This is a genomic window from Desulfobacca acetoxidans DSM 11109, assembly GCF_000195295.1.
Classification (GTDB): domain Bacteria; phylum Desulfobacterota; class Desulfobaccia; order Desulfobaccales; family Desulfobaccaceae; genus Desulfobacca; species Desulfobacca acetoxidans.
Map to the genome: position 1 here is coordinate 20498 of NC_015388.1, position 18947 is coordinate 39444.

The 18947-nt window shown below is 53.2% G+C and carries 16 protein-coding genes; 9 read left to right on the forward strand and 7 right to left on the reverse strand.

The features are described 5' to 3' along the window. Positions 1-8: 8 nt before the first annotated feature. The 4 genes from DESAC_RS00090 to DESAC_RS00105 all read right to left on the reverse strand — a co-directional run bounded on the left by DESAC_RS00090 (position 9) and on the right by DESAC_RS00105 (position 4464). Complete coding sequence (locus tag DESAC_RS00090; RefSeq protein ID WP_013705032.1) at positions 9-1538, reverse strand: YifB family Mg chelatase-like AAA ATPase; 1530 nt, start codon at positions 1536-1538, stop codon at positions 9-11. A gap of 201 nt (positions 1539-1739) precedes the next feature. Then, positions 1740-2210 (reverse strand): response regulator, encoded by a 471-nt coding sequence (locus DESAC_RS00095; protein ID WP_013705033.1) that lies wholly within the window; start codon positions 2208-2210, stop codon positions 1740-1742. Between the two features lie 113 nt (positions 2211-2323). Continuing rightward, on the reverse strand, positions 2324-3001 hold the full coding sequence (locus tag DESAC_RS00100) for a tRNA1(Val) (adenine(37)-N6)-methyltransferase (protein WP_052301855.1): 678 nt from the start codon (positions 2999-3001) through the stop codon (positions 2324-2326). Between the two features lie 110 nt (positions 3002-3111). Continuing rightward, positions 3112-4464 carry a DUF1015 domain-containing protein gene (locus tag DESAC_RS00105; protein ID WP_013705035.1) on the reverse strand — a complete coding sequence of 451 codons (1353 nt, stop codon included), beginning with the start codon at positions 4462-4464 and terminating at the stop codon, positions 3112-3114. Positions 4465-5334: 870 nt separating this feature from the next. On the opposite strand from DESAC_RS00105, the gene hisC reads away from it, so the two are divergent. The 4 genes from hisC to sppA all read left to right on the forward strand — a co-directional run bounded on the left by hisC (position 5335) and on the right by sppA (position 9959). Continuing rightward, a complete protein-coding gene (hisC, locus tag DESAC_RS00110; protein ID WP_218915696.1) occupies positions 5335-6420 on the forward strand; it encodes a histidinol-phosphate transaminase in 1086 nt (361 codons plus the stop codon). Then, positions 6410-7102: a (d)CMP kinase gene (gene cmk / locus DESAC_RS00115; protein WP_013705037.1), complete on the forward strand. Its 693-nt coding sequence runs from the start codon at positions 6410-6412 to the stop codon at positions 7100-7102. Before hisC ends, cmk begins: the two co-directional genes overlap by 11 nt. A gap of 97 nt (positions 7103-7199) precedes the next feature. Further along, complete coding sequence (locus tag DESAC_RS00120; RefSeq protein ID WP_013705038.1) at positions 7200-9047, forward strand: 30S ribosomal protein S1; 1848 nt, start codon at positions 7200-7202, stop codon at positions 9045-9047. 18 nt (positions 9048-9065) lie between these two features. Then, complete coding sequence (sppA, locus tag DESAC_RS00125; RefSeq protein ID WP_013705039.1) at positions 9066-9959, forward strand: signal peptide peptidase SppA; 894 nt, start codon at positions 9066-9068, stop codon at positions 9957-9959. Here the strand turns inward: sppA and DESAC_RS00130 are convergent. Both DESAC_RS00130 and DESAC_RS00135 read right to left on the reverse strand, forming a co-directional pair. After that, positions 9952-10560: an L-threonylcarbamoyladenylate synthase gene (locus DESAC_RS00130; protein WP_013705040.1), complete on the reverse strand. Its 609-nt coding sequence runs from the start codon at positions 10558-10560 to the stop codon at positions 9952-9954. The two genes, sppA and DESAC_RS00130, sit on opposite strands and share 8 nt — an antisense overlap. 55 nt (positions 10561-10615) lie before the next feature. Continuing rightward, entirely contained in the window at positions 10616-12094 is a 1479-nt protein-coding gene (locus DESAC_RS00135) for a M23 family metallopeptidase (RefSeq protein WP_083800148.1), read from the reverse strand. Between the two features lie 291 nt (positions 12095-12385). Here DESAC_RS00135 and murB point away from each other — a divergent pair, with 291 nt between their 5' ends. Then, on the forward strand, positions 12386-13339 hold the full coding sequence (murB, locus tag DESAC_RS00140; protein ID WP_013705042.1) for a UDP-N-acetylmuramate dehydrogenase: 954 nt from the start codon (positions 12386-12388) through the stop codon (positions 13337-13339). 13 nt (positions 13340-13352) lie between these two features. Here the strand turns inward: murB and DESAC_RS00145 are convergent, their stop codons facing one another. After that, positions 13353-14000: an endonuclease III domain-containing protein gene (locus DESAC_RS00145; protein ID WP_013705043.1), complete on the reverse strand. Its 648-nt coding sequence runs from the start codon at positions 13998-14000 to the stop codon at positions 13353-13355. Positions 14001-14231: 231 nt separating this feature from the next. Between DESAC_RS00145 and DESAC_RS00150 the strand changes: the two genes are divergently transcribed. The 4 genes from DESAC_RS00150 (at position 14232) to DESAC_RS00165 (ending at position 18922) form a co-directional block, all read left to right on the forward strand. Next, positions 14232-15164: an ABC transporter ATP-binding protein gene (locus tag DESAC_RS00150; protein WP_013705044.1), complete on the forward strand. Its 933-nt coding sequence runs from the start codon at positions 14232-14234 to the stop codon at positions 15162-15164. A 100-nt stretch (positions 15165-15264) separates the two neighbouring features. Further along, a complete protein-coding gene (locus tag DESAC_RS00155) occupies positions 15265-16035 on the forward strand; it encodes an ABC transporter permease subunit (RefSeq protein WP_013705045.1) in 771 nt (256 codons plus the stop codon). Positions 16036-16037: 2 nt separating this feature from the next. After that, entirely contained in the window at positions 16038-17498 is a 1461-nt protein-coding gene (locus DESAC_RS00160) for a GldG family protein (protein WP_013705046.1), read from the forward strand. Continuing rightward, a complete protein-coding gene (locus DESAC_RS00165; RefSeq protein WP_013705047.1) occupies positions 17495-18922 on the forward strand; it encodes a DUF4340 domain-containing protein in 1428 nt (475 codons plus the stop codon). Before DESAC_RS00160 ends, DESAC_RS00165 begins: the two co-directional genes overlap by 4 nt. Positions 18923-18947: the final 25 nt, after the last annotated feature.

Sequence of the window (18947 nt, forward strand, 5' to 3'; positions counted from 1 at the left end):
ATAAAATTTCAGGCGGTAAATGACCTATCCAGGCTCCGGTACTGAATCGCTTCGGCCAGGTGCGGGGTTTGAATCTCCGCCTCCCCTTCCAAGTCGGCAATAGTCCGGGAGATCTTGAGGATGCGGTTGTAGGCCCGGGCCGATAATCCCAAACGTTCCATGGCCCGCTCCAGGAGTCGGCGAGGTTCGGGTTTCAGGGTGCAGTATTGTTTGACCAGGCGCACAGGCATCTGGGCATTGCAGTGAACCCGGCTGCCGCTAAAACGGCAAGTCTGCCGGGAGCGGGCAGCCAGGACGCGCTGCTGCAAGACAATCGAACTTTCCCCCTCAGATCCGGCAGCAAGATCTTGAAAGGGAACGGCCGGCACCAGGACCTGAATGTCAATGCGGTCCAGGAGGGGACCGGAGATGCGGGTCTGATAGGCTCGGATCTGATTGGGTGTGCAGCGGCAGGGGCGTTTGGCATCACCCAGAAAACCACAGGGGCAGGGATTCATGGCTGCCACCAACATAAAGCGGGCCGGATAGGTGAGAGAACTGCTGGCTCGAGAGATCGTGACATAGCCTTCTTCCAATGGCTGGCGCAGTACCTCTAACACCTGACGTTTGAATTCCGGCAGTTCATCCAAAAAGAGCACGCCATTGTGAGCCAGGGAGACTTCTCCGGGGCGAGGGATGCGCCCCCCGCCGATAAGGCCGGCATCGGAGACCGTGTGATGCGGGGGACGAAAGGGCCGGTTGGTCAAGAGCGCCCGCCCGGGCGGCAGCAGCCCTACAATGCTATATATCTTCGAGGTCTCCAGGGCCTCCTCAAAGGTGAGCGGAGGCAGGATCGTCGGCAGCCGGCGGGCCAGCATAGTTTTACCCGAACCTGGCGGACCCATCATCAACACGTTGTGTCCCCCGGCCGCGGCAATCACCATGGCCCGTTTCACCTGTTCCTGGCCCTTGACTTCGGCAAAGTCAACTTCCTGGCCATCCGGGGCCGCTAATTCCACCTGTGGCGGCGGTTCGGGGATCAGGTCTAATCTACCCTGTAAAAATTCCACCACCTCCGGCAGGGTTTCCGCCGGATACACTGTCAGATCTTTGACTACCGCAGCTTCGCGGGCATTGTCCTTAGGGATGATCAATCCCTGCAACCCCGCCTGTCGGCAGGCCAAGGCCACCGGCAGCACGCCGCGGGTGGCTTTCAGGCGTCCGTCTAAGGAAACCTCGCCGTAGAGCAGGTATCGATCCAGGTTTTCTTGGGGCGCCAAACCTTGAGCCGCAAGCAGACCCAGGGCAATGGGCAGATCGAAACCGGTGCCCTCTTTGCGTACGTCCGCCGGTGCCAGATTAATGGTCACCCGGGTGCTAGGAAATTGGTAGCCGGAATTCTTAATGGCCGCTTTAACCCGGTCCTTGCTCTCTTTGACGGCTATTTCCGCCAGACCCACGGTGGTAAAAGCTGGCATGCCAAAGGCAATGTCCACTTCGACTTCCACCAGAAAACCATCCACCCCGCGTAGCGAGCCGCTTTTAACCTTGGCAATCATAGGCTAGGAGGAACTATGGCGGCTGCGATGGGCATGTTACCGAATGATACCTTATCTGGCCAGTGCCGCCGATTCGAGCAGGTTGAAATATTGCAGGCCGTCTGAAAAATTTGGCACGTCTAGAATCCCATCAATTGTGGCGTTCACCTGAAAAAAAGAGCTCATAATAACCAAGACAGTCCCTGATGCCATAAGGCTGCTCTAGAGCCGGAAGAACTCCTGGCGCAGGCGGCGGAAATCGTTCTCAATCTGCTGCAGATTCTTATGATGTATAGCCTGATGAATCTTTTGGACGATATCGTCAAAGTTAAAGGGCTTCGGGACAAAGGCCGCTCCCGGCAGACGTAAAGCCTCAAAGAAGATCTGCCGATGTTGGATCATACATATGGTCTGAAGTTGGGGGTGCTTTTGCAGGCTGGTTTCCAAAAGCTGCTTACTGTTCGGCAGGTGAAAATCGGCAATCAAAAGATCAAAGGCGGTTTTCTCCAATATCTCCAGGGCTTCGTCGGCACTATTGATTATTTCAAACTCGCAGCCGAGGAGTTTGATGATATTGGCAAGGAAATCGCACGTTAGGGCATCTTGATCAACAACTAAGATGCGCTCCTTTTTCTTAGTGGTCTGATTCGGTTGGGAATGGTTAGCTCGATGATCTGCCTCGTGGTGCAACATGGCTCACTCCCCGTCAGTAATGGTAAGAGATCCTCATCTGCAACTTTTTCTCTTGTTGTCTTGTGAGGAAAATTGCAGCCCCTCTCTTTGGCTAGCATTGTAATATATAATGTTTAGTACTTGCAAGCGTAAGGGCAGTTTTCGGCGAATCGGGACCAATAGGCAAAGATCTTCTCCATTTCAGGCGAATAGTGCCCCGGCCCCCGGTAAATCACCAGAGGCGGCAACACCTTCAGATCCTCCCGACCGCCTTTGCGGGCCTCTATCCAGACCAGACTGGCTTCCTCCCCCGGCAGTGAATGAATCAGGCGCATTTTTTTCGGCTCCAATCGGTGCAACCGCAACCCCCTACAGAGGTGTACCAGTCGCCTGGCTGGGTAGATGAGATAGAGGCGCCCTCCGTACCCCAGCAGATGCTGGCTAATTCGAGCCGTCAACTCTAAGGAGCCCTGAAGTTCATGCCGGGCAATAGCTCTTTCGGCGGCGGGGTTAAGGCGACCACTGGCCAACGGCCGATAGGGAGGGTTGCTCACTACCACCTCAAAGGAACTCGGCGGGTAGAGTTGGAGGAGGGATTGCATATCGCTTTGGACAATCTCGATGCGCCCCTCGAAGCCGTTTAACCGGACATTGCGAACGGCCAGGGCGGCTAAACTGGGCTGTAACTCTACTCCCACGAAAGAAGAGTTTGGGAACCGGCAGGCCAGCAACAGAGCAAGAATGCCGCAGCCAGCACCCAAGTCTACGACCTTCTCTGGTTCACGCAGATCAGTCAAGCCGGATAGCAGCACTGCATCCAGCGAAAATCGATATCCCTGTTTTTTCTGGATAACCCATAACCGCCCCTGCCCGAAAGGCTCCAGAGTTTCATCCGGCTGGATCGGTTCATCGGGTCTGGCAATCAGAGGCCGACTTCCTCATTAGGATCGATGGGATGCATTACCAGTCCCACCGGCACCTTGGGATAAAAATACGTGGATTTGCGCGGCATAATCAAACCGGCGCTGGCTACTTCCTGAACGTGCTCAATCCGGGTAGGATTAAGCAGGAAAGCCAACTTCACCGGGCTCTGCTCTACCGCTGCCAACGCTCCGGCCACCGTGCTGGCGTAACTGAAGGTTTCTTTGTCATCTTGTATTTGAGAACTCAGGTGCATCAGTTTCTCAAAAATGAGGAAGTTCAAGGCTACGACATCCAGTTTGGCGAGAGCCGGGGACATGTGCGCCGTCAAAGGGCTGTTCATGACGCCGGGCTTGAGCTGCAGGATAAATGCCCTCCTAGATGGAGTTACCATTGCGAAACCCGTGCCGAGCCGACCGGCCTGGCGCAGGGCTTCCCCCAACCCAGCCGTGTTGGCGGACAGAGGTTTCTGGTCCAGAGCCAGGGAGGTCACCTCGAAGTACTTCGGCAATTGGGCCAGCAAACTTTCTTCGTCAAAGTGCGGCACCCGGTCTGTGGCAATCAGGCGGTGGGCTGACCGGATAACCAGGTCCGGATCCATCATGTTGCTTAAGTACATGAGGACATAATTGAAACTGGCCCGTGGCGGCGCCTGTGGAAATTGCTTTTTGAGCCAGGTCTGATAGGCCAGGGAGGTTTCATATCGGTGGTGGCCATCGGCAATGAAAATAGGGAGATTCGCCATGGCGTCACAGGCGGCCCGGATGGCATGGGGATCAGCGACACGATACAAACGCTGCTGAGAACCTTCATAGTCTTCGAAGGCAAACATGGGGGCCTCGGTAAGTCCTTGCTTCAGGCCGGCCAGCACTCTGTCCTCTTTATCGGGATAGAGGGCAAACACCGTCGAGAGGTGAGCCCGCACCTGCTGCATCAGCTTGAATCGATCGGTTTTGGCAGCCGAGAAGGTCTTTTCATGAGGGCGAACAACACCGCTCTCAAAAGATTCAAGGCGAAGCAGTCCTACAACAGCCCGCCGGGTATGCGTTCTCCCTTCCAGGGTAAAGTCAGTTTCCCAAAAAAAGAGAGAAGGCTCTCCATCCCTGATCAAGATCTGGTTCTGACGCCAGGCGGAAAAATCCGCCGCCGCCTGAAGATACTGTGAATCAGGCCCGGCCCCACCAACCTCGGGACGCGGCAGGATCAGACGGATGACATTGTAAGGATGTCGATCATAAAAGAAGGCCTGCTGTTCCGGGGTGATAACGTCATAAGGAGGAGTGACGACTTGAGCCAGATCCGAAATCTTTGCCGGATTATAATAAAGCGCCCGCCAAGGGGCCAGTTCTGCCATAAAGTTTAGGTCCTTGCAAAAAGATAAAATTTGAATTATATAAAATTTTTTGGTATCGTCAATACCTCATCTGGAAGAGTCAAGCGCAAAGCTCACAATCACCAGGGAAAAGATAGAAACTGACCACTAACGAACTTTTCATTATATTTATACCGACTGCCAAAAGTCATCATGTTCTGAGAAACACAACCGAGCATGAAAACAGAATCGTGGTGGCTGCTCACAATAATTTTTTTTTCTGCTTACCGCTCACCGCCCACTGCTCACCGCTCACTGTTTTTATATAAGTGCACATGTTCTCAAGAACACAACGAAGCATGAAAACAGTCGACTTCCAGCGGATTGCCAGGAGTCATTACCTCTTACCTCTTACCCCTTACCTATAACCTGTTTTTATATAAGTGCTCATGTTCTGCCGAACACAACGAAGCATGAAAACAGAATCGTGGCGGCTGCTCACAATAATGTTTTTGCTGCTCACGGCTCACGGCTCACTGCTCACTGTTTTTATATAAGGTGGCGCCGGACGGAACAATAATGAAAAACCTGTTGATTTTTTAAGGCGTCTGGTTTATACATACTCATATTTTCACTACATGGGGCAACGCCCAAAAGGGAATGAGTCGTTTGTGCTTTTTTAAGGGTTATGCTGGCATCAAAAACTGCGAATGCCAACACAGCGCCAATCTCTTGGTTAACCGATCGAGCTTTTAATAATATAATTAGAGAAATCGCTAAGCTACTTTCCCCCACCCTTAAAAGGAAGCACCCACCCTCAGTCATTCAGTTCTTGCGGTTCATGGGACGGGATCCGTTGGCGAAACGGCTGGCCCCCTCAGTCATCTCTTTAAAACTATGTTTGAAACTTTGGTGCCTGACTACATTGCGACCTTGGCGGCATACCCGCCTGGCAAACCGCTTGAGGAATTAGAAAGAGAACTAGGTATAACTGATTCCATCAAGTTGGCTTCCAATGAAAATCCTCTCGGTCCATCTCCTCTAGCGATACGGGCATTAACCGACCATATCGGCAGGCTGCACCGTTATCCGGACGCCAACGTTTATTATCTCAGGCAACGGTTGAGTCGCCATCTCGGGGTACTGCCGGAACAGCTCATTTGCGGCAACGGCTCAGATGAAATCCTCGAATTTATCATGCGGGCCTTTTTACGTCCGGGCGAGGAAGTTATCAGTGCCGCTCCGTCTTTTCTCATGTATGGCCTGCTGACTCAAGGGGCTGGCGGCGTCTTCCGCCCAGTCCCGCTCAAGGATTTCCGCCTTGACCTTGCGGCTATGGCACAGGCGGTCACCAGTCGTACCAGGATAATAATCGTCAATAATCCGAACAATCCTACCGGCACGGTGGTGCATCGGGCTGAATGGGAGGACTTCCTCGCCGCCCTGCCAACCCAGGTGATTGTGGTGGTAGATGAGGCCTATATTGATTTTGTCGATGATCCGGAAGTTCCCACGGGATTGGAATATCTTCGGGAAGATCGGCCTCTCATCGGATTGCGCACTTTTTCCAAGGCCTATGGATTGGCTGGATTGCGTATCGGCTACGGTTATGGGCCCAGCCGCCTGATCGTTTACCTGGATCGCCTGCGCTCTCCCTTCAACGTTAATTCTTTAGCTCAGGCCGCTGCCGTGGCGGCGCTGGACGATAGTGAATTTCTGGCCCGCACCCGGCAATTAGTCAAAGCCGGTCTGGCCTATTTTTATGAGGAGTTCGACCGCCTAGGCATCCGCTACCTTCCTTCTCAGGCCAATTTTCTGCTCATTCACCTCGGTCGCGACAGCCGCGAGGTTTACGAACAGATGCTGCGGCTAGGGGTGATTATCAGGGCTATGACCAGCTATCAGCTACCGGAATTCATCCGGATCAATGCCGGGCTGCCGGAAGAGAACCAGCGGTTTATGCAGGCTTTCAAAAAGGTTTTAGGGTTTGCCGCCTGACCAGCCCCGGCGAGTCATTGTCACTATTGATGGCCCTGCTGGCGCCGGTAAGAGCAGTATAGCTAAAAGGCTGGCCGGTCGATTGGACCTGCTCTATTTGGAGAGCGGCGCTTTTTATCGGGCTGTAGCTCTGATGGCGGTCCGCCAGCCGCAGTTTTTAAGGAACTCGCAAGGGCTTGAAGATTTTCTGGCAACCTTTCAGCTTCAGGTCGTTTCTAAGAACGAGGGTTTCAGACTATTTGTTGCGGGCCAAGATATTACCGCTGGCATCAGAGATCCGGAAGTAAGTCGGATCGCTTCTCAGGTTGCCACGTTGCGGCCGGTACGGCAATGGGTGCATGACCGGCTGCGGCAGATAGCTGGGTCAGGAGGGGTTATTGCCGAGGGGCGTGATATGGGGACCAAGGTCTTCCCCGAGGCCGAGGTGAAGATATTTCTGGATGCCTCTTTGGAAGTCAGGGCCCATCGCCGGTGGTTAGAGCTTCAGAACCAGGGCAATACATTAAGGGAAAATGCGATCCTGGAAGATATAGCCCAAAGAGACCGGCGTGATCGGGAACGGGTGGAAGACCCTTTATCCATGCCGCCCGGAGCCCACTACATTGATAGCACGGCTTATGATCTAAAAAGGGTGGAAGATATCTGCCTTCACCTCATTCAGCCTTGTATAAAAACAGGTTAGGGGTAAGGGGTAAGGACACCCCGCGAAAAGAAGATTATCTGAGCATCAGAGAGAAAAAACCTTTACGGGTTGAAAAATATAGGTTCAGGGGGTGGGAATGAATTCGGATAATAATGTTAACTTAACTGAAGAACAGACGGCGTCTAACGCTGTCCAAACAACCCCAGCGGCGGAAGAAGAACAGCGTGAAACCGCAGCGGGCTTCGATCAGGAAGTTATTGAATTAGAAGAGGGCAAGGACAGCGCCAGCGGTTTTGATCAATTGCCTGACCTGTACGAAGAGAGCCTGAAGCAATATCAAGAAGGTGAAGTGGTGAGCGGTCGAATTGTCGCCGTCGATAAAGATTATGTTATCGTCGATATCGGCTACAAGTGCGAGGGACATATCCCAATACACGAATTTATCGGACCCAACGGCGAGAATACGGCTATTGTGGGTGACCAGGTCGATGTGCTGCTGGAGAGACGGGACGATGAAGAAGATATCATCCTACTGTCCAAAGAAAAGGCATCAAAAATCAAGATCTGGGAAGAGATCAGCTCCGCCTACCAAGAAGATGGAGAGATTGAAGGCACTATCACTGCCAAGGTAAAGGGCGGCCTATCGGTAGACTTGGGCGGCATGAGCGCTTTTTTGCCCGGCTCGCAGGTCGATCTCCAACCGGTGCGCAATATCGACAGCCTCATCGGCCAGACCTTCAAATTTAAGATTTTGAAGTACAACAAGAAACGTCGCAACGTTGTCCTGTCTCGTCGGATCATCATGGAGAAGGAGCGGGCCGAGCAGAAGTCGGCCACGCTAGCCATGTTAGAAGGAGGCAAAGTTGTCAACGGGGTGGTAAAGAATATCACTGACTACGGCGTCTTCGTTGATCTGGGTGGCATCGACGGTCTGTTGCATGTTACTGACATGTCCTGGGGACGCATCGGCCATCCCTCCGAGGTCTTTCACGTAGGCGACCCCATCGAGGTCAAGATCTTAAATTTCGACCGGGAAAATGAAAAAGTCTCCCTCGGAATGAAACAATTGACTGAAGACCCTTGGCTTATGGCCACCGAGAAATATCCCATCGGGGCGCGGGTGTGGGGTAAAGTGGTCAGCCTGACCGATTACGGTGCCTTTGTCGAACTTGAACCCGGAGTAGAGGGTCTCATTCATGTTTCAGAAATGTCCTGGACGAAGAAAGTCCGTCATCCCTCCAAGATTGTCAGCGTCAATGATATCGTTGAATCCGAAGTTCTGGATATCGACCCGCAGAAAAAGCGGATATCTCTGAGCATGAAACACGTGGAACCCAATCCATGGGATATCATCGGCGAGAAGTACCCGGAAGGTACTATTATCGAAGGAAAAATCAAAAATATTACCGACTTCGGGATATTTATCGGCATTGACGAGGGCATCGATGGATTGGTGCATATCTCTGACATCTCCTGGACCAGGAGGATTAAACACCCTTCTGAAATATTTAAAAAAGGCCAAGAAGTGCGGGCCAAAGTGCTCAAGATTGACAAGGAAAATGAGCGCTTTTCCCTGGGGATTAAGCAATTGGCGGAAGATCCGTGGAAAACCATTGATCAGCGCTATCCGGTAGGTAAATCAGTTTCCGGATTGGTCACCAACAAGACCGATTTTGGCGTCTTCATCGAACTGGAGGAAGGAATCGAGGGGCTGATTCACGTCTCGGAATTGAGCCGGGATAAAAACAAGGCGGCCCAAGTCGAAGTCGGCGATATGGTCACCGCCAAAGTGATCAATGTTTCCCCTAAAGACCGCAAGATTGGATTAAGCATCCGGAAGCTTGAAGTTGACCAGGAACATACGGTCTATCGGGACTATCTCCATTCGCGACAGGAGGCCACAACACCCTTGGGCGAACTGTTGCAGGAGCGGCTGGAGGAAAGCGAATTGCGCCGTCTGGAAGAAACCGAAGAAAAAGAATAGCTTATCAATATCAGAAGTATGGCCAAGCGCTCCCTCATATCAGTATTCCTACTGCTCGGCGCCGTTATCCTCTTTTTCATCGGCGTCGCCCTCTTAGTCTTGCCATTGGCGGGTGATAGCCTACCGCTGGCCAAAGGCGACAGAGTCGGGGTGGTGGAAGTAAGCGGCCTCATCCGCGATGCCAAAACCACCCTCAATCACCTTAAGAAATTCAGAGAAAACAACAGAATCAGGGCCATCGTAGTTCGGGTCAATTCTCCCGGCGGAGCGGTCGGTCCGTCGCAGGAAATCCTGGAGGAAGTGATAAGGACCCGGGAAAAAAAGAAGGTGGTGGCCTCCCTCGGAACTGTTGCTGCTTCGGGAGGATACTACATCGTTTCCGGTGCTGATATCATCATGGCCAACCCCGGCACACTGACCGGCAGCATCGGGGTGATTATGAATTTCACCAACGTTGAACAGCTCCTGAGCAAAATAGGCCTTGAGCTGTTTAATCTAAAAGCCGGTAAATATAAAGATGTCGGTTCTCCCTTGCGGCCGATGACTCCGGTAGAGAAGGAATATATCCAGGGTCTGCTAGACAACGTGCATGAGCAGTTTATCCGAGATGTAGCCCATGGCCGGCGGATGCTGGTCCATAAAGTGCGAGAGGTGGGTGACGGTCGCATCTTTACCGGTGAAGAAGGCAAAAATCTCGGTCTAGTGGATGCTCTGGGCAATCTGCCGGACGCCATCGATTTGGCCGGCCGTTTGGGCGGCATCAAAGGAAAGGTTGAGGCCGTCTATCCGCCCAAGGAAAAACTATCGCTCTTTGGCCTGCTGTTCGGTGATGATCCGGAGGAAATCCTCGCTCGCTGGCAGGCCGAATCCAATCCGGTCCCCGCCTATCTCTACGCCCCTGGCATTAGATAAAATCACTCACCTCTCCCTTACCTTCCCTTATAACTTCAGGTACATCGCCGATGAGCGAAATGACGCTGGAAGGCGCCGGGGCTATGACGCCACCGTCGATCACCAGGTCCAGGGGCGGCTTATAGTATTCAGCGATATCATAAGGATCGCTCATAACCGAGCCGTCCTCCCGGCTGGCGCTGGTGCTGATGATGGGGTGACCTAGCAGCTTCACTAGACCCAGACAGATGGCGTTGTCCGGAACCCTGAGGCCGGCGGTTTTGCGGCGGGTCAGCATGATCTTGGGCACCAAACGCGAGCCCTCCAAGATAAAGGTGTACGGTCCGGGGAGGAGGCGGCGCATAGTCTTATAGGCAAAGTTCGACACCTTGGCATATTCGCTGATATGTTTCAGATCAGCACAGATAAAACTGAACGGCTTGGTCAAGGGGCGTTTTTTAAATTGATAGATCTTTTCAATCGCCTTTTTATTAAACAGATCGCAGCCGATTCCATAGCAGGTATCCGTGGGGTAGGCAATGATACCCCCTGCGGTAAGCACCTGCACCACCCGGCGCAGCAAACGCTCTGGTGGATTTTCTGGATTAATTCGGATTAGAATATAGTATTCCCTTCAAGTCAACCACCTGGTGGCGGAAACCACAAGTTCAAAACCCTCACCGGTTCCTCTTCTTGGCTGTCCTCGGTTTGGTTCTGGCCGCTTTGGGGGGCGCCGTTTGAGCGGTAGCCGCAACGGCTGGTTCGATCCCTGCCAACTGACGCTCCACCTGATCCTTAATCCAATGCAGGTCCCACCATTCAAGCGGATTGACGAATTTGCCCTGTATCATGACAGAGAAGTGCAGGTGGTCGCCCCCAGCCATACCGGTGGCTCCGGTACGCCCCAAGACTTCGCCCTTATTGACCCTCTGCCCTTTTTCAACTCTGATCTCACTTAAGTGGCTATAGAGGCTGCATAAGCCCCATCCATGATCCAAGACCACCGACTGCCCATAGATTCCTAGAGGACCGGTGAATATTACCAAACCATGGTTGGCCGCTGGAATGAGCGCTTTTTCCAATGATGCCAGGTCCTGGCCCAGATGCACCTGTCGATCAATTTCCCGGCCTTGATAGATGTAGCTGCGATGATCTGCAAAGGCAGCCATAGGCTTGCTATTGGGCAGCCGGACAAAGGCTCCTTGCCACAATCGCTCCGGTTGGCTCTGCTTACAGATTTCCTGGATCAGACGGTTATTTTTTTCCCGTTCATCTCTGTTGATACGCAGGAACACCTCCAGGGGATTCTGAATATTCTTTAATTCCTGATCAACCTCCTGAAACTCTGGCATCTTCCGATTCAGGAAGGCGTCAGACAGATTAATCCGGTCGGCGCGCCAGCGTTTGGATTTGAGGCGATAGTGAACCCGGTTTTTTACCTCGGCCCCTCCCTGATCCGCCGCTATCAGTTCCAACGTCAGGGGCTGGGGCAGCAGGTAGGGGACGGCGAAAAAAGCCAATCGACGTCCGGCATCGCCACCAGGCGCAGGAAATCCCGGGAAAAGTTCCCCGTTCACCCGAACGCCGCTCGCGGCCGCCGGTTTGTTGATCTGATACACCACCAACCCGGTCCCACCCTGATTGATGAACTCATTGATAGAGATAAACGTCAGGCGCAGGGGCGTTAGGTCGATAGTAAGCTTGCGGGTCAGGCTGGCCGTATTGCCTTTGAACCAACCCCGCCAGGAATAGTCCCTTGCTTGAATAATCAACTCCGCCGGGCCGTCTTGGCATCCCCAAGCCTTAGGTTCCAGGATCAGAGGAAGTTCCACCTTCCGCTCGTCACCACCTCTGCCCCAACGCCTCCCAGGAAAGCTCTGGAAAACGACTTCTTTTTCAGTACTCCCCTGTCGAAACTGGACTTTTATCCGACTTAAACCGCTTTCGGCATCGGCTACTGCCAGGGTGAATTCCTGAGAGGCCCCCACCATACTGCCCTCGGGACGGAGTTGGATTTCCGGCGGCGTCCCTTCGAACCAGGTGCGAGCCATCCAGACAGCTCCGACGATCAAGCCTACCACCAGAACGGCAGGCAAAAGATAACCGGAGAAATACCCTCCCCACCTGTCAAAAGTCTTTCTCTTACTCGTTTTCATGATCTCTAAGTCACCCACAAACCATCAAAATAAGTCCGCAACGATTTGCTGGCCCCATCTGTTCAATTCGGAACCCGAAACTTATTTTCTGATTGATGGCCCCATTCTCCTAAGCGAATTCGGTATTATGCTACCAAGGATTATCATCTATCGCAAGTCTAGCCGCACTGCCAACCCGAGAAACCTTGCGGCCTGATCGACGCCGCCGTAGGCAATTCCCCTTTAATAAATAAAAACTTGCTTTACGGACACGACCTTTGTACCTTATAGTGAGTATATAGTTTTCCACACGTGCAATCGAAACCTCAGGTCTTGGAATTGCGAACCGATCTCCCATCCCGACTGAGAAAAATTCTCCTCCCGGCCGCTCACCACATTCTCCTGGCGCCTTTTACTACCTGGCGCATCGGCGGAGCGGCAGAGCGACTGCTAACGCCCCATTCCATTGAGGAAGCAGCAGAGATGCTAGCCGCAGCCCGGGGTGAGGGCTGGCCAGTATTTTTTCTGGGGCGTGGGTCCAACCTGCTCATTGATGACGCAGGTCTGCCCGGCTTGACGCTGCATCTGGCCGGATCGCTGCAATGGCTAAAGTTCGGCCAGAATACGGTAATGGTTGGGGCCGGAGTCTATCTGCCCCGTCTTGCGGCCACAATGGCCCGACGGGGCTGGACGGGTTTTGAATTTCTCATCGGCATTCCGGGCACGGTAGGCGGAGCCGTACGACTCAACGCCGGGATCGGCGCCGGCCGGGAAATTTCCGACATCTTAAAGAGTGTAACCGTCTTAACACCGGAATTAGAGCTTAAAACCTTAACTGCAGGCGAACTCGGGTTAGGCTACCGGCAGTCGCATCTATTGAATTTTCCACGGTGGCTGGTAGTTGAAGTGGAGTTTCACCTCCAAGCGCAAGCCCCACCAAAGGAATTGCAGGCCAACCTGCGCCGGATCATCCAACAGCGCCAGGCCAAGTTTCCGCCGGAAAAATTAACTTGCGGCAGCGTCTTTAAAAATCCGCCCCAGGGTCCTCCGGCGGGCTGGCTCATCGACCGGGCCGGATTCAAAGGCAAAACCATCGGCGATGCCCAGGTTTCTACCCATCATGCCAATTTTATCATCAACCGTGGCCGGGCCACCGCCATTCAGGTGAAAACCTTGGTTGCCGACATCCAGGAAGCCGTCTGGAAGCTACACAATGTTCACCTGAAGCGCGAGGTTGTCTTCTTGCCCGACGATTTTCAGGGATGACTTTTTATCATTATCAGGGACAACCGTGAAACCCTTGAACCGGACAGGCCTCGCAACGGGGGCGAGGTCGGCAGCAGTCCTTGCCGGTTTGCACCAGTAAGGCGTGGTATTCTTTATATAAGGCGGTATCCGGGGGCAGGGCCTGAAGAAAGATAGACTGCAACTGGTCATAGGAACTCGGATCGCTGATCAGGTTGTGGCGTGACAGGATGCGAAATGTATACGCGTCCACCACGAAGATTGGTTTTTCCAAGGCATATAACAGGATGCTGTCCGCGGTTTCCGGCCCGATGCCCTTGACGGCAAGCAACTGTTGGCGTACTTCTTCCAATTCTGCTGCCGCCATTTCCTCAAGGGAACCGCCGTAGGCCGAAAACAAAAAGGCCAGGAAGCTCTTTAACCGTCTGGCCTTGATGTTGTAATACCCCGCTGGCCGGATATGCTCCACCAACTCTTCCTGCGGCAGTTCAAACAGGGCCTCGGCATTCAGCAAACCAGCCTGTTTTAACCGGGCAATGGCAGTAGCAACATTCTTCCAGTTTGTGTTCTGGGTCAGAATAGCCCCCACCGCCACCTCCAGGGGGCTGTCTCCCGGCCACCAACCTTGGGGACCATAGGCCTGATAAAGAATATGATAAAGGGTGGTAATTTTTTCTTTCACATCTGAGACGTAGAGGACGCAGGGTTAGGGTTGCAGGAAAAAAGACGTTATGATAAAAAGCTAGAGTTTCGATTTTTAGAAAAGATAATGGTATCTGTATCTAATCGACAGTGCTATAATATAATATTTTCCATTGATATCTCGAAATCAAAAACTCGGAGTTATGATATTAATCAGTTAATTTACTTTCTTTCAAGCCTTGAATCAACCCAATCCCCAAATTAAACGACTATGATTGCAGTTAGAGATTTGACCAAGTATTATGGCTCAATTGCAGCCATCCAGCAGCTCAATTTTGAGGTGGCGGATGGCGAGATCGTCGGTTTTCTAGGACCGAACGCCGCCGGGAAAACTACTACTCTAAAAATCTTGGCCGGCTACATGCCACCCACGTCCGGCACTGCGTCGGTGAAAGGCTATGATTGCATCAGCCAATCCTTGGCTGCCAGGCATTGCCTCGGTTATCTGCCCGAGAACGTTCCGCTCTATCCGGACCTGACTGTCGCCCAGTTTTTGGATTTTGTTGCCCAGGCCAAGGGTCTGGACCGCTCTCAGCGGCGGTTGGAGGTGGACCGGGCTGTCAGCGATTGTTCCCTCGAGGAAGTGAAGCAGACACTTATCGCTGTTCTTTCCAAAGGCTTCCGGCAGCGCGTAGGATTGGCCCAGGCCTTGCTGGGCCGCCCGCCGCTGTTGATTCTGGATGAACCTACCATTGGCTTGGATCCGGCTCAGATTGTAGAAATCAGAGAGCTGATCCGCCAGTTGGCCGGGGAACATACGGTCATTCTCAGCAGTCATATCCTACCCGAAGTCAGTCAACTCTGTCAGCGGGTCATCATCATCAACCGGGGACAGATTGTGGCCAGCGATACCCCGGCCAACCTGACCAATCAGTTGGGTCGGGACGCCCGTTTGCACCTGTCCGTCAAAGGACCAACCTCAGAGGTAGAGGCCGCCCTCAAGGCCGTACGGGGTGTGAAAACGGTCCTCTCCGAAGCCGACGGCTCTTTTTCCCTGGAGGCGGACCTGGATTACGAAGTGCGCCCGGAACTGGCCCGCTGCGTTGTCCAGCACGGTTGGGATCTCCTGGAACTGAAGACCCAGGAATTTACCCTCGAGGACGTCTTTATGAACCTGGTGACCGAAGAAAAACCTACTGACTGATCTGCCGCCCTCTCCCGAGAGAGCTCAGCGTTACCCACAACTTTTTAGGACAGTGACATTATTCCTTATTCACAACTCAAACTGGAAACTGGAAACGCCTATGAGTGGTTGCCTCGCCGTCTGGCGTAAAGAATTAACGATTTATTTCGCTACCCCGATTTTTTATCTTACCGGCTTCTTTTTCCTGGTGTTGGCAGGGTATTTTTTCTATTCCAACATTGCCTACTATACCGTCTTAAGCTTTCAGGCCGGTCAGAACCCCTATCTGGCCTCGATGCTGTCGCCGCAGCAGATGGTGCACCGCCCTTTCTTCGGCAACTTGGCGGTGATTTTGTTATTTATTGCCCCGTTGTTCACCATGCGGCTGTTTGCCGAAGAAAAGCGCTCCGGCACGATAGAACTGCTCTTTACCCTGCCGCTGACCGATTGGGGAGTTATTTTTGGAAAATTTCTGGCGGCCCTGGTCTTGTATGCCCTCCTGTTGGCGGTAACTGTACTGTATAGCGGGGCCTTTGCCGCTATCATGGCATTGGATTGGGGCGCTGTGGTTGTCGGCTACCTGGGTCTGCTATTGTTAGGCGGGGCTTTTTTGGCCTTGGGGATGTTCTGCTCCACTCTGACCGAAAATCAGATCATCGCCGCTGTGATTGCTTTTAGTCTGCTGCTGCTGTTCTGGATCATCGGCTGGTATGAGGAGTTGGGTCCTCCGGCCTATCAGGGTTTCTTCAGGCATATTTCAATGATGGGCCATTTTGATGCCTTTGCCCGAGGCGTCCTCGACAGCCGCGATGTTATCTATTATCTCAGTATAATCTTTTTTTTCCTGTTCTTGACAAAACGTCAGCTCGAATCAAGGGCTTGGAGAGGCTAAAGATGAATATCAAGCCAGATCCCAGTTCCCGAAAGAAATTGCTTTATGGCTCCGGCTCCGCCGCGGCTGTGCTCATTGTACTGGCCATTTTGGTCTTCTTGGCCCTCCTGGCGGAACGCTATCCCTGGCGATTGGACCTGACTGCCGATAAAAGTCAATCTCTGTCCATTATTACCAAGAATAAGCTGGCAGAGGTAAAAGAACCCCTCAAACTCACGGCCTTCCTTCCTGAGGGGCAGTCGGACCGCCAGGCAGCTAAAGAGGTGCTGGATAGCTATCAGTATCAGAACCGCCAGCTCTCGGTCAGGATCGTCGATCCCGAGCGCCAACCTTTAGAGGCCCAGCAGGCCGGCTATCGCCAACCCGGCAACGTCCTGTTAGAGTATCAAGGGCGTCGGCAGTTGGCCAACGCCGCGACGGAAGAAAACTTGACCAACGCCATCCGCAAGCTGTTACACCCGCAGAGTAAAAAAGTCTATTTCCTTACCGGGCATGGTGAGCGCGGGCTGAAAGAATCGGAGCGCGGAAATTTTCACGTGGCCCGCCAATCCCTGACCAACGAAGGTATAGAGGTCCAGGACCTAAACCTCTTGACCCAGAGCCAGGTCCCAACCGATGCCTCGGTCTTGATCCTGGCGGGACCGGTAAGGCCTCTGTTTGCCAGCGAGATAAAAGCTATAGAAAATTACCTGCAGCGGGGGGGCCGGGTCCTGGTTCTCTTGGAACCCTATAAAGACGCCGGACTTGAGGAATTCCTTACCGGCTACGGCCTTGAACTGGATAACCGTCTGATCCTGGATGACAATCAAGTCAGCCGCGCCCTCGGGGCCAGCATCACCATGCCCCTGGTAATTCAATATGGCAACCACCGCATCACCCAGGATTTCAGCAACGTGGTGACGATTTTCCCGTTGGCCCGGCCCCTATATCTAGCTAAGGAGCCTCCGCAAGGCGTGCATCTCTTTCCCTTGGCCAATACCACCAGCACCAGTTGGGCGATTGCCGGGCAGGAGCGGCTGAAGAGTGGGAAAGCCGAATTTAATCAACAGACCGATCGCAAGGGGCCCTTTACCTTGGCCGCTTTGGTCGAAAAACGCTTGAGTGCGAAGGCCCCGGGCGGAAAGCCCGAATCTGAAAAACCTGGAACAGCAGCCGAAAAACCCGACACTCCCAACCCGGCCCTCGAAAAAATCGCCTATCTCATCGTCATCGGCAACACGGACTTCGCCGACAGCCGTTATTTCAACCTGTCCGGGAATGGCGATCTCTTTCTCAATACAGTTAATTTTCTTGCCGGCGAAGAAACCCAGATCGCCATCCGCAGTGAGGAAAAGAAAGCCAAACCGCTGATCCTGACCGGATACCAGGGCTGGTCCCTGTTCCTGGTCTGCCTGGTCCTCATACCTCTGGCCGTTATTATCGCCGGGGTCAATGCCTATGTCAGAAGAAGGAGTCGGCGATGAGCGGCAGAAAAGTTTTATGGTACCTCATGGTCCTCCTGCTGGCGGCTGGCGGCTACTTTTTATCGGAATTTTATCAATCCCGTCGGGAAGTCCAGGAACAGGCCGCCAAAAAAATCTTTGACGTCAAAACCGCAGACATCGGCAGCCTGGCCTTGAGAAGCGACAAGGGGGAGATCATTCTGCAACCCATTCCCGCCACCGAAAAACCCGCCGCCGAGGGCAAGAAATCCGATACAACGGTGTCCCCTCCGGCAAGACAGTGGCGCCTCGTCAAACCTATTGTCGCCAAAGCCGATGACCCCATTGTCAACTCCATGCTTGACACGTTGGCAGAATTAAAAATGCAGCGCCAGTTTGAACCTACGTCGGCTGAAAACCTGAAAGATTTCGGACTGGAGAAACCGATTCTGATAGTCGAATTTCGGGTTGGGGACCAAAAGCACCAACTTCGATTCGGCATCAAGGTTCCCGGTAACTGCAGCTATTATGCCCAAAAAGACCAAGACCCTAAATTGTTGTTGATCAATGCCGCCGATAAGGAGGCCCTGGATCGAACCCTCACCGCTTTGCGCCGGAAGACTATCTTTTCTTTAAAACCTGATGCGGTTCATGAAATCAGACTGATCAATGGCAGACAGAAATTGGTATTGCAGAAAAAAGGTCCCTCGGAGTGGATCCCGTCAGGCCAACCCCAGACCAGACTACGGGCCGACCGGATCGATTCTTTCCTCCGAAGTCTGTCGTTGGCTCAAGCGGCGGAATTTGTCGCTGAGAAAGCCGATGATCCGAAGAAATATGGCCTGTCGCCAAGGTCAGCCATCCACCTCACCCTGGTCGGCCCGGATCGGGAGGAAACCCTGCTGTTAGGCGGCAAACAGGGTGAGCGTTTCTACGCCCAGAAACAAGACTCGTCCACTATCTTCCTGGTGGACAAATCACTGGCGGAAAAATTTCCCGCCTCTTACGAGGCCCTCCAAGACCGACGCCTCTGGGCCGGCAAGGATGACGAGGTCCAGAAAATAGCCTGGGGACCGCCGGATAAACCGGCCACCGCTACCCGGGAACAGGACGCCTGGAAAATCCAATTGCCTGACAGTCCCCCCCACCAGCAGACCACCGTCAAATTCGGCCTGGCCTTGTGGAGACTGAAGGAGATCGAATATGATCGACTGTTAACCTCTCGCCAGGCCAAACCCTCACCCCCGGTCTTCACCCTGACGCTTGTCGGAGCAGAGGGCAAACCTTTATTCCGCTTGGAAGAACTTAAGCCTGAAAAGGATCTGATACGGGTGAGTTTTTCACAAGGACAGGAAACCCAAACTGCTCTTGTTCCCGCCAAATCCTTGGATGACCTCAAACAGGACCTGGACCGCCTCTCCCGGCCGGTGGTCCAAGACCAGAAGCAGTCTCAGGAGGGGAAGTGATTGCCATGGGTTGCAGCGGTCGGTT